This window comes from Gallibacterium faecale (assembly GCF_027920745.1).
Lineage (GTDB): Bacteria > Pseudomonadota > Gammaproteobacteria > Enterobacterales > Pasteurellaceae > Gallibacterium > Gallibacterium faecale.
The window spans coordinates 42,551-54,783 of the sequence record NZ_JAQIBB010000057.1; the positions used below are offsets into that span (position 1 = coordinate 42,551).

The window sequence follows — 12,233 nt, forward strand, 5'->3', positions numbered from 1 at the left end:
TTTAGTCCCATAGATTCACGGATTGAATCGTTTTTCCTTGTTTAATCGTTTCATAATCTGGCAAATTGACTTCCGTTCCCATTTCAATTATTGCGTTGTCTGTTAGATGTGGATTTAGTGCCAGCGTTGGTTCAAGTAACCCATCAACACGCCCAAAGTATCGGTAAATGATGGTATCTAAGTTGTCATTTTGTATTGCAAACACTTTCATAGTAATGTCGCTGTGATTTTTGGTTTGCCGAGTATTGCACGAATTGCAAAGCGCGCATCTCGCCGTAAATCGCCGATACTTTCTTCTAACATCATCATGCGTTTTTCGCCGTCGTTAGTGAGATCGTAACTTGCATAACGTTCATACAGTGTTGCTACCGCTAAGCAATAAACGGCACGTAAGTAGTAATAGGTTTGTTGATTTTGGTTATCAATCATTACGCCTTTAATGTTTGCAAGTGTAGTAACGTTAGCTTCGAGTTGTTTAGCTTTAAATGCTTCTAGCTCCGTATTCACGTCTAGCACGGCGTGCAATGCTGCTTCTTTTAGACGTTCGTTTGGCACATTGCTATCAATTCGCATTGCGTTGCGTAATAGTGTTAGTTCAATGTTTGGATAAAATGGATCGTTATTGATGATGTCGTTTGAGGGTTGCGATTGCTCCACGTTTTTTTGTACTGCTGGCATAGCAAGATCATCATCTTGGTACATAGTAATCGTAAGATCTGCCATTTTGTTACTCCTTAAAAAACGGGGTGAGGATTACTTAATCACCTCGAAGAGGCTTTTTCATCCGCCCCGTGCGTTGCGTGGTCGCATTCTTGCTATTCGGTTTCTTCGGTTAAATTTAATTTTTTGCGTAAGGCTTTAATTTCGCCTTTAACTCCGACATTTTGATTAAGTGATAAAGCACGAGTTAAATTGATTAATGCCTGTTCTGGGTTACTTTCTTTTTGTTGCAATCCCAATTCTTTCAGCAATCGCGCACGGCTTTCATCTGGCATATCGCTATTTTGAGTGATGTCATTAGCTTTTTGTAACAACCCCAGATCAAACGCTTTGTTTAAGGTCATTGCTTTATTGGCAGCGTCGGCAAATTCTTCTGCGATTGCGGTCGCTGTGGTGCGGTTAAATCCCTCTGGCAATGTGAGGTCGTGGAAGAGCGCATATTCACCGATTTTTAACGCTAATTCATATTCGCCACAATCCGTTGCCCAAATAAGCCACATCATTAACACATCATCTTGGCGACCAGTGCCAGCTTGCATGACGCCGTTAATCCAATCGAGATAGTCGGGCAAGATTTTGCGTTTGTATTCCGCCTTGGCTTCTTTTGATTGGATATTGCTTAAATCTTTTTTATGACGTGCGAGCAAGTACAACATCTTGTCGTACTCGCTAAGGTGTGCCAGATCTTGTTGTTCGCCCTGCAATTGTGCAGCAATATGCTGCACATGGCGTTGAGCGGGTGATAATCTTTTCATTATGCTGCGTCCTCAAAAGTAATATTTTCGATCAATGCGGCACAATCGTAGTCTTCAATCTTGAAATCAATGTTTTTCGAGATGTAATCTTCAATGCGATTACGCTTCGGATTGTTGATAATCGCACGGCGGAGCGATTGAGTTTGATAATAAACAGATAGATTATCTAAGCGAGTAATCAAAATCGCATTAGCGGGGAAGTATGGAACTCGAATTGCTTTCAAGCCGCCGATTTGTTTTTGTGACATAATGATTTGTCCCGCTAATTCCTCGGTCGGCTCAGTAGTTTTGTTGACCATTTGGAAATATTTATCATTCAGGATTTCTCGGCCACAAATTGCAACTAATTCGGTATCATCGGCATACACTTCACTAATTAAATTGTTCGTTGCGTCTAATACAAGTGCATCAAGATTTTCATAACCTTTACCTGCGTTTGCCCCTGTTCCTTGTCCTTTACCGACTTTGATTTTATTTTCAGTGGTTGATCCGTTCATCACGTGCGTTGGCATATCTTCACGGAGTTGTTGCAACCAACCTTTTTTAACATCTTGTAGCAGAGTATTGCTGTTCGGGTTTGATGTTGCCGAACGGCTCGTGCCGTTTAATGCCATCATAATGATATTAAGTGCAATGGTGCGTTGGGTCTGATTGGCTAATTTTTGTTGGAAATCAGGGAATTTAGCCCATTGATCTAAGCGTTGGTAAGTGATGTGAGTGTCAAAATTGACTTGTTCGCAGAAATATTTGCGAGAGTCTAATTTTGCAATATCTTTTGTTTCACGATCTTTAGCATTGGTGTCGGTAGTGCTAGCGATAATATTCGCAACTGACAAGCCGATTAATTCTCCGGTCATTTCATCAACATTGACGGAATTGACTTTTTGCAAAAATTCGGAACTTAACAGCACTTTTTCAAACAATTTTTGCTCTGGTGTTGGCTCAACAGAAAATCCCTCTGCGACATCTTTTTCAGTAATTCCATTAAGTTGAGCAATACGAGCAACGTAAGCATTATATTGTTGTTTTGTAGTATTTTTCATTGTGCGTTCCTTAAATTAGCAATCTGTTTCAATCATTGATTTTTCTGCACCCGTAATTACTGGGCGATTAAATTCAACGGGTTCTTTTTCTAGAGTAGTGATTTTTTGTTCTAACGCTTGTAATTGTTGCGTTAACTCGATGTTCGCAGTGCTTAATTCGTTGAGTTGTTGTGTAAGATTTTCGTTTTCTTCTTGAACTTGCTTAATTTGTTCAGTTAATAACGTGCCAACATCTTCTAGCATTTTGTAGAGTTGTTGTTCTGTTTGCTGTGAGTTTGTTTTTGTTATAAACATTGCTTTGAGTTTATCTAACAAACTTTCTTTTTCTTGCTCTTCAAGTTCTAGCGTAAATTCTATCGCTTCACTAAAGAGGTTATCTTTATCTTGTTTGCGGTGGGCTAATGGATTTTGTTTCGCTTGTGCGGAAAATGTGAGCATTTCTGTGCCTAAGCTTGCTGGGTCATCAGTAACAGCAAGCCCAACAAGATAAGCACTGTTTAAATCAGCAAAATTTGGGTTGACTTCAATCGAGGTATAAACTTTTTGTTTATTTTTTACCATTTCGATTAAGTCTTTTGTCGGTTCAATTTGTGCTAATAAACGGAGCTTTCCGTCACGCTCTTCAGTTTTTAACGCTAACACATCGCCAAGGCGTTTAAAGTCGCCGTCAGGAAAAATTCCCTTGAAATGCTCAAGGTTTACTCTTGCTCCGTAAAGCTTTGGATCATAGTTAGACGCCATTTCTTCCAACCATTGGCGTTCGATATTACGCCCGTCTGCGGTTGCACCCTCAGTCGCAACGACAAACCACTTAGATTTTGTTGACATAGTTTTTTTGCTCCGTATTTAACATTGCCAACAATATTGAACGCTTAAAAATATTTTTCTATTTTTGTTATTTGTGAATCTCGTTATCACAAATAACAAAACAAGCCAATTTCTATGCGCTATCTATGATTAACGCATGGAAAAAGAAAACATTAAAACAACACTATCTGCAGAACAAAAAAGGCAAGCTCAAATCATGTATTGGGCTGGCTATCGTATTGCTGAAATTGCAAAAACCTTAAATATTCCTGCATCAACTATTTCGAGTTGGAAAGATCGCGAAAAATGGGAAGATACCGCACCAGTTGGGCGAGTAGAGGTATCTTTAGAAGCTAGACTTTGTTTATTGATTAACAAAGACGACAAAACAGGTCATGACTTCAAGGAAATAGATTTACTAAGTCGGCAAATGGAGCGGATCGCTCGAATCAAGAAATATAGTAACGGTGGGGGTAATGAAACGGATCTTAATCCTAAAATTAAAAGTCGTTATAAATCGGAGCGGAAACAAGCTGAAAAGAATGCGATTAATGAGGAACAGGAAGAAGCATTAATTAATAGCTTTTTGTCTGAAATGTTTGCGTATCAGCGCAGATGGTACGACGCTGGGCTGCAATATCGGATTCGCAATATTTTAAAAAGTCGTCAAATCGGTGCAACTTATTATTTTGCACACGAAGCTTTTATTGATTCGCTAAAAACAGGGCGGAATCAGATCTTTTTATCAGCCAGTAAAAAACAAGCTTTACAATTTCGTAGTTACATTTGTGATTATGCCAAAAAAACAGCAGATGTGGATTTAAAAGGTGAAACAATCAAATTACCTAATCAAGCCGAATTGATTTTTTTAGGAACAAATTCAAACACCGCACAATCCTATCACGGCAATTTGTATTTTGACGAAATCTTCTGGGTGCCACGTTTTGAAGAAATCCGCAAAGTGGCATCTGGCATGGCATCACAAAAGCAATTTAGACAAACCTATTTTTCTACCCCATCTGCTATATCTCATTCTGCTTATCCTTTTTGGTCTGGACAACGCTTTAATAAAGGGCGACCAGCGGATCAGCGACAAGAATTTAATTTATCGCACGATTATTTAAAAGCAGGGCGATTGATGCCTGATGGTCAGTGGCGTCAGATTGTGACGATTTATGATGCCGAAGAGGGTGGTTGTAATCTGTTTGATATTGAAGCCTTGAAGCTAGAATATTCCGTTGAAGAATTTGAGCAGCTTTTTTTATGTCAATTCATCGATGATGACAGCAGTGTATTTAAGTTTATTGATTTGCAAAAATGTGGCATTGATTCGCTCGAAGTTTGGCGCGATTTTAATCCATTTTATCAACGGCCGTTTGGTAATCGTCCTGTATGGATTGGCTATGATCCCGCTTATACAGGAGATAGGGCTGCGTTGGTAATTGTTGCTCCGCCTGCGGTTGAGGGCGGTAAGTTTAGATTGCTGCATTATCAAACTTTTCACGGCATGGATTTTGAGCAGCAAGCCGCACGGATTAAGCATTATTGTGATTGCTATAATGTGGCACGTATCACGATTGATAAGACGGGTATGGGGGAGGGCGTTTTTCAGTTGGTTAGTAAGTTTTTTCCAACTGCTCAAGGTCTATCTTATAACTTAGATGTAAAAAATGAGATGGTCTTAAAAACGTTGAATATTATTCAAAAACGCCGCTTTGAGTTTGACCAGGGAGATAAAGATATTATTACTAGCTTTATGACCATCAAAAAGCAAGTAACTAAATCTGGGCGTCAGATTACTTATATATCGGATCGCTCCGAAGAAGCAAGTCATGGCGACATTGCGTGGGCAATTATGAGTTGTTTTATTAACGAGCCTTACGATGCTAAAACCAACACATCAGCCAGAATTATTGAATTTCACTAAAGGAACTAACAATGACTATACAATCTAAACTATTTGCTTTTGATGATCCAATCCCTGTTATTGATAAAGCGGAGATTTTATCTTACTTTGAAAGTGCGATTTATCTTAATAAGTATTATACAACGCCAGTTAACTTTACTGGTTTAGCCAAAGCATTTCACTCAACTTCATATCATTCAACTGCACTTACAGTAAAGAAAAATATTTTATTAAGTACATTGCAAACATCTTATTTAATCTCACGTTTGGACTTAGAACGATTTGTCTTAGATTATTTGATCTTTGGCAATGCTTACTTTTTGATTCATAAAAATAAATTAGGTAAACCCGTTAGACTGCAGGCGATGTTAGCAAAGTATGTCAGAAAAGGTGTTAAAGATGGAATTTATTATCAAGTCACTAATTTTGTAGAGGACTTTGAATTTCCTAAAGATAGTGTTTATCACTTTATCCAACCCGATTTTAACCAAGAGATTTACGGTTTACCCGAATATTTGTCTGCATTACAGTCTTCATTCTTAAATGAAGCGGCCACTTTATTTCGCCGCAAATATTATATTAATGGCGCTCATGCAGGAAGTATTATCTATTTGACTGATCCGCTACAATCGGAAGCGAGTATTGATAACTTGGAACAGCAGATCAAATCGGCAAAAGGAAAAGGCAATTTTAAAAACCTTTTTATCTATTCGCCAAACGGCAAAGAGAAAGGTTTACAAGTGATACCGCTTTCCGACATTACCGCAAAAGATGAATTCTTAAACATCAAGAACACTAGTCGTGATGACATCTTAGCCGCGCACCGAGTGCCTCCTCAATTACTCGGCATTATTCCGAATAATACTGGTGGTTTCGGTGATGTGGAAAAAGCAGGCAAAGTCTTTTTCATCAATGAAATCGAACCGTTGCAACGAAAGCTCAATGAAATCAATGTTTGGTTTAGAGATAATTATAATATTCAGCAAGATTTGATTAAGTTTAGTAATTACAGACTACTAGATACAAATTAATTTATATTTTTATAATTAGATAAAGATAAAAAGCTATTGAGTATTTTCTCAATAGCTTTTTCTTTTTTTGATGTTCGTTACCAAAAAATCGCGATGCGTACCTCGCCACGCCCGCACAATAAAAGTGTGGAAAATTACGCAAAAACGCAATCAACCCGAGTCCTTATCCAGGACAAAAGATCTAAGATCTTTTAACAGATCTTTTTTAACGCATTTTTACGCAAAACAATGCAATTTTTATGATCTAAATAGATCCGTTTTATTTGATTTAGATCACAAATATATAATATTTTTAATCTTAATATCAGATTGCTCAATATTGCACCCAACATATATTTTATTATTGATTTATAAGATTATTTTGTACAGACCCTAGGCACCATTAAAATGATTTCAAAAAAAAGACCGCCGATAAAAAGGCGGTTTTTGCTTTTTAAATTTCATAATAGATACCCAAACAAAATTCCCCATCAGTTGATAACCCCTGATGGGGAATTTGTTTTTATAGTGTAGTAATAAGCGGGTTTATGCCAGCTTATTTAACCTCACGGATCATAATTTCTGCTGGGATGGTTTCGCCTTGCCAATAAAGTTCAGCTGCAACAGTTTGTGCAAGATTGAGGAATGCTTGAGTGATTTCGTGATCTGGTGCAGCCACAACAGTTGGTTTACCTTGATCTAAATCTTCACGTAAGCGGATATGTAATGGTAATTGACCAAGAAGTTTAATTTGATATTTCTCGGCAACTTTTTCAGCACCACCCGTACCAAAAATCGCTTCGTGGTGTCCACAGTTGGCACAAATGTGAACGCTCATATTTTCAATAATGCCTAATACAGGTACAGATACGCGCTTAAACATCGAGATACCTTTAATTGCATCTAGTAATGCAATATCTTGTGGGGTTGTTACCACTAAAGCACCTGTAACAGGAATTTGTTGTGACAACGTGAGCTGAATATCACCTGTACCTGGAGGCATATCAATAACAAGATAATCTAAATCAGTCCACCAAGTTTCGTTTAATAATTGACCTAATGCACTGCTTGCCATTGGACCACGCCAAATGGTGGCACTATCGGCATCCATCAAATAACCAATAGAATTAGATTGTAATCCGTGAGCAACAATTGGCACCATATGTTGGTTATCAGGTGAGGTTGGACGTTGCCCCTCAGCACCCAACATATAAGGGATAGATGGACCATAAATATCAGCATCTAAGATCCCAACTTTTGCACCTTGTGCTTGCAGCGCTAATGCGAGATTAACGGCGGTAGTAGATTTACCCACGCCTCCTTTACCTGAAGTCACCGCAATAATGTTTTTTACACCATTCACTGCTGGTTGATTATTAGCGCGTTTTAAGGTAGCGATTTGATATTGGAGAGTCCATTCTACATCGCTTACATTAGCGAGTTGTGCAAGTGGCGCAGTGAGTGCATTTTTTAAATCAGTAAAGCCACCATTCCAAGCAAATGGCATTGTTAAGGCAATTTGCAATTTGTTATCTGCTAAAGAAAGTTTTTTTAGTGCTTTTAAACTTAATAAGTCTTTTTGTAGAGTAGGGTGCTGGAATTGTTGGATTTTTTCAGCAATTTGCTGTGCAAGTGTTTCATCCATATTGGAAAAAGTAAAAGTTAACTTACTCATTGATCCATCCTTTTTAATTTGTAGCGATTAAATTTGCCCGCTTATTTAACCACGCAAGCAAGCAACTGTTAAGCGAAAAGTCACTTAAAGTTTGAAAGTTACTCGATGGAGTTACTGAACTGGAAAAATAAAGGGTAATGGAGTAACATTAGCCGTTATTTTTAAAAATAGAAAAATGGTTTAAGAAGGAAAATTTATGTCTAGTAGCCGTCACATACTTGTTACTTGTGCATTGCCTTATGCTAACGGTCCAATTCACTTAGGTCATATGCTTGAACATATTCAGGCAGATATTTGGGTACGTTTCCAAAGAATGCGTGGAAATGAAATTTATTTTGTTTGTGCAGATGATGCGCATGGTACGCCTATTATGTTAAAAGCGGACCAAATGGGAATTTCACCAGAACAATTAATAGCAGATGTGCAGCAACAACATATCTCTTCTTTTGCTGGTTTTAATATTAGTTACGATAATTACTATTCTACTCATAGCCCAGAAAACCAAGAATTTTCAGGGATTATTTACAACAAATTAAAAGAGAATGGTTTTATTAAAAGCCGTACTATTTCGCAATTATTTGACCCTGAAAAAGGAATGTTCTTACCAGATCGTTTCGTAAAAGGAACCTGTCCAAAATGTAAGGCAGAAGATCAATATGGCGATAATTGTGAGGTGTGTTCAGCGACATATAGCCCGACTGAATTAATTAATCCACGTTCTGTGGTGTCAGGTGCAACACCTGTATTAAAAGAATCTGAGCATTTCTTCTTTGATTTGCCTGTATTTGAAGAGATGTTAAAAGGATGGATTAAGTCTGGTACTTTGCAGCCAGAAGTCTCTAATAAAATGATGGAGTGGTTTGAAGCAGGTTTGCAACAGTGGGATATTTCACGTGATGCACCTTATTTTGGATTCGAAATTCCAAATCAGCCTGGCAAATATTTTTATGTATGGTTGGATGCACCAATTGGCTATATGGCTTCATTTAAAAATCTTTGTTCACGTAAAGGGATTGATTTTGATTGTTTCTGGAATAAAGCAAGTACGACAGAACTTTATCACTTTATTGGCAAGGATATTGTCTATTTCCATAGCCTCTTTTGGCCTGCTATGTTAGAAGGTGCTGGCTATCGTAAACCGACTAATATCTTTGTACATGGCTATGTGACTGTCAATGGCGAGAAAATGTCAAAATCACGTGGTACCTTTATTCAAGCAAAAACTTATTTAGATCATCTCGATCCAGAATGTTTACGTTATTACTATGCAGCGAAACTCAGTAATCGTATTGATGATTTAGATTTGAACTTAGAAGATTTCGTCCAACGCGTGAATAGCGATATTGTGAATAAATTAGTGAATCTAGCAAGTCGTAATGCAGGATTTATTCAAAAACGTTTTGGTGGCAAATTAGCAGATCGTTTACATGATGAAGCACTATGGCAAGCATTCTGCCAGCAATCAGAGCAAATCGCACAATATTATGAAAATCGTGAGTTTAATAAAGTAATTCGTGAAATTATGAATTTGTGTGATAAGGCGAATAAATATGTTGATGAGATGGCACCTTGGGTAATTGCAAAAGATGAAGCTCGTGAACAGGAGTTACATGAAGTTTGTTCCATGGGAATTCAAATGTTCCGTGTGTTAATGGGATTCTTAAAACCAGTATTACCACAATTAGCAGAACGAGCAGAGGCATTCTTAAATGATCAATTACAGTGGGCAAATTTAGCAACACCATTGCTTGGTCACCAAATTGCACCATTTAAAGCATTATTCAGTCGTTTAGAAATGAGCAAAATTGATGCATTGATTGAGGCCTCTAAAGCAGAAAATGCAGCAGTTAATGCGCCAGCGAAAACTACGCCAGCCGCGAATAGTGAGATTGCACCAATTGCAGAAACGATCTCGATTGATGATTTTGCTAAGATTGATTTACGAGTCGCTAAGATTGTAAAAGCAGAAGCTGTACCAGAAGCAAATAAATTGGTGAAATTGACTTTAGATATTGGCAGCGAAACACGCCAAGTTTTTGCGGGAATTAAAGCGGCGTACAAACCAGAAGAGCTTGAAGGACGTTTAACAGTGATGGTGGCTAATTTAGCACCTCGTAAGATGAAATTTGGTGTGTCAGAGGGTATGGTGTTGGCTGCAGGACCCGGTGGTAGTGATATTTTCTTATTAACACCTGATCAAGGTGCAGTGCCGGGAATGCGAGTAAAATAAGATAAGTCATAGTAAAAAATAGCGATCTTGGTATCGCTATTTTTATTTTTTATAAAATAATAAATATAAGGAATATTAATGTGATCCTCACAGCTGAAAGCCAAGTATTAATGCGCCATTTAGCGTTATTTGCTGAAAAACACCTGTTATTTTTAGGCAATGTTCAAGATGATTTTCCGGTAGAGTGTCAAAAATATGCACAGCAAGTTCGTGTTGTTAGCAATTATTTTGATTATGTTAATAAAACAAGAGCAAAGGCAGAGTTTTCTTTAGAAGCACAATATCAAGGTGAAGATTGGATAATTTTTTATTGGGGAAAAAATAAGCAAGAATGCCAATTTCAACTACTACAAATTTTGTCACAAGCCAAAGTTGGACAAAGAGTATTAATTGTTGGTGAAAACCGCGGTGGTGTGCGTTCAGCAGAAAAATTTTGTGCTAAATGGGGAACAATTGCTAAGATTGATTCGGCTCGCCGTTGCAGTTTGTATCACTTTGAGCTAGATACGGTACCTGAGTTTTCATTAGCAGCTTGGTGGCAACAATATCAATTACCAATGTGTAATGATTTACATATTTACGCATTACCAGGAGTATTTAGTGCCAGTGAGTTAGATCAAGGTACAGCTCTATTATTAAGTACAATAGATCAAACCGTGCAGGGTAAAGTGCTTGATGTGGGATGTGGGGCAGGAGTAATTGGTAGCTATTTAAAACAGCATTATCCACAAATTGAATTAGTGATGACGGACATTCATGCGATGGCGATTACTTCCGCGAAAGAAACCTTAAAACAGAATCAGTTAGAAGGAAAGGTAATTGCAAGTGATGTATTTTCAGCAATTACCGATAAGTTTGATTTAATTATTTCTAATCCGCCATTCCATGCTGGAATTGATACTGCCTATCATGCGGTAGAGGGTTTAATCCGTGAGGCAAAACATCACCTGAATTCGGGCGGGGAATTACGGATTGTGGCTAATGCGTTCTTACCTTATCCAGATTTATTGGATCATTACTTTGGCTCGCATCAAGTATTAGCGAAGACAGGGAAATTTAAAGTTTATCGGGTGATTAAGTAATAAGATGTCGGATTTTATATCCGACACCTTTGTTTACTTTAATTTTTCGCTAATTAACTGATATAACAGCTCAATATGCAGTTCATTTGCATTTAATGCTGGAATATAACGATAAGATTCACCGCCTGCTTGTAAGAAAACTTGTTTGTTTTGTTCTGCAATTTCTTCTAATGTTTCTAAGCAATCAACAGCAAAGCCAGGACAAATTACCGCTACTTTCTTAATACCTTGTGCTGGAAAAGCGCGAAGTGTTTCATCCGTATAAGGTTGTAACCAGACTTCTTTACCAAAACGTGATTGATAAGTAAGTGTCCAATCTTGCTCAGTTAAGTTAAGACGTTCAGTAAGTGCTTTAGCTGTTTGTTGGCAATGTTGAGGATAATAATCTCCTTCTTGTTGATAACGTTGAGGAATACCATGAAAGGAAATCACAAGATGCTCATCATTGGCTAATGGTTGCTGCTGTACGGCTTTAGCGAGTGCTTCAATATAGAGCGGATGATCCTGATATGAAAAAATGAAGTCAAAAGGTAACAACTGACGCCGGTGCTTTAAGGCAGTATGAAAGGCATCTAGCACAGAAGCGGTAGTTGTACTGCTATATTGTGGATAGAGAGGTAATACAATCAGATGTTCAACTTTCGCTGCATACAACTTATCTAATGCAGAATTGATAGATGGGTTGCCATAAGTCATCGCTAATTCAATAAGAATCTCTTTATCATTTTGCTGAAAGCGTTGTTGTAATGCAGCTTGTTGTTGCCGACTAATTGCAAGTAATGGTGAACCTTCAGTTTGCCAAATCTGTTGATAGAGTTTAGCCACATGAGGTGCTCGTTTAGGTAAAATAATTGCATTAAGTAATAACTGCCATTGCCAACGAGGTAAATCAATTACACGAGAGTCTGTTAAAAATTGACGTAAATAACGTTTCACCGCAGGAACAGTAGGCTCATCGGGCGTACCTAAATTAACAAGTAAAACACCAATTCGTTTTGCTATCAC

Annotated in this window: 11 protein-coding genes; 4 read left to right on the plus strand and 7 right to left on the minus strand. The window is 37.8% G+C overall.

The window, feature by feature from the left end:
* Position 1 precedes the first annotated feature (1 nt).
* The 5 genes from PF272_RS06150 to PF272_RS06170 all read right to left on the minus strand — a co-directional run bounded on the left by PF272_RS06150 (position 2) and on the right by PF272_RS06170 (position 3,346).
* Positions 2-211, minus strand: coding sequence for a tail protein X (locus tag PF272_RS06150; protein ID WP_271142061.1), 210 nt, complete (start codon positions 209-211; stop codon positions 2-4).
* A complete protein-coding gene (locus PF272_RS06155) occupies positions 208-723 on the minus strand; it encodes a head completion/stabilization protein (RefSeq protein ID WP_271142062.1) in 516 nt (171 codons plus the stop codon). Before PF272_RS06155 ends, PF272_RS06150 begins: the two co-directional genes overlap by 4 nt.
* Positions 724-815: 92 nt before the next feature.
* Positions 816-1,475, minus strand: coding sequence for a phage terminase small subunit (gene gpM / locus PF272_RS06160; RefSeq protein WP_065236498.1), 660 nt, complete (start codon positions 1,473-1,475; stop codon positions 816-818).
* On the minus strand, positions 1,475-2,518 hold the full coding sequence (locus PF272_RS06165; RefSeq protein WP_271142063.1) for a phage major capsid protein, P2 family: 1,044 nt from the start codon (positions 2,516-2,518) through the stop codon (positions 1,475-1,477). Before PF272_RS06165 ends, gpM begins: the two co-directional genes overlap by 1 nt.
* A gap of 15 nt (positions 2,519-2,533) precedes the next feature.
* Entirely contained in the window at positions 2,534-3,346 is an 813-nt protein-coding gene (locus PF272_RS06170) for a GPO family capsid scaffolding protein (protein WP_271142064.1), read from the minus strand.
* A 136-nt stretch (positions 3,347-3,482) separates the two neighbouring features.
* Here PF272_RS06170 and PF272_RS06175 point away from each other — a divergent pair, with 136 nt between their 5' ends.
* Both PF272_RS06175 and PF272_RS06180 read left to right on the plus strand, forming a co-directional pair.
* Complete coding sequence (locus PF272_RS06175) at positions 3,483-5,252, plus strand: terminase large subunit domain-containing protein (RefSeq protein WP_271142065.1); 1,770 nt, start codon at positions 3,483-3,485, stop codon at positions 5,250-5,252.
* An 11-nt stretch (positions 5,253-5,263) separates the two neighbouring features.
* Complete coding sequence (locus tag PF272_RS06180; RefSeq protein ID WP_271142066.1) at positions 5,264-6,262, plus strand: phage portal protein; 999 nt, start codon at positions 5,264-5,266, stop codon at positions 6,260-6,262.
* 535 nt (positions 6,263-6,797) lie between these two features.
* Here PF272_RS06180 and apbC read toward each other — a convergent pair.
* Positions 6,798-7,886 (minus strand): iron-sulfur cluster carrier protein ApbC, encoded by a 1,089-nt coding sequence (apbC, locus tag PF272_RS06185; RefSeq protein ID WP_271142085.1) that lies wholly within the window; start codon positions 7,884-7,886, stop codon positions 6,798-6,800.
* Positions 7,887-8,112: 226 nt separating this feature from the next.
* On the opposite strand from apbC, the gene metG reads away from it, so the two are divergent.
* Together metG and rsmC are read left to right on the plus strand one after the other, a co-directional pair.
* Positions 8,113-10,146: a methionine--tRNA ligase gene (gene metG, locus PF272_RS06190; RefSeq protein WP_271142067.1), complete on the plus strand. Its 2,034-nt coding sequence runs from the start codon at positions 8,113-8,115 to the stop codon at positions 10,144-10,146.
* 83 nt (positions 10,147-10,229) lie between these two features.
* The gene (rsmC, locus tag PF272_RS06195) at positions 10,230-11,228 is read left to right on the plus strand and encodes a 16S rRNA (guanine(1207)-N(2))-methyltransferase RsmC (RefSeq protein ID WP_271142086.1); all 999 of its coding nucleotides are present in this window, start codon (positions 10,230-10,232) and stop codon (positions 11,226-11,228) included.
* A 33-nt stretch (positions 11,229-11,261) separates the two neighbouring features.
* Here rsmC and hemH read toward each other — a convergent pair whose 3' ends face one another.
* Complete coding sequence (hemH, locus tag PF272_RS06200; protein ID WP_271142068.1) at positions 11,262-12,233, minus strand: ferrochelatase; 972 nt, start codon at positions 12,231-12,233, stop codon at positions 11,262-11,264.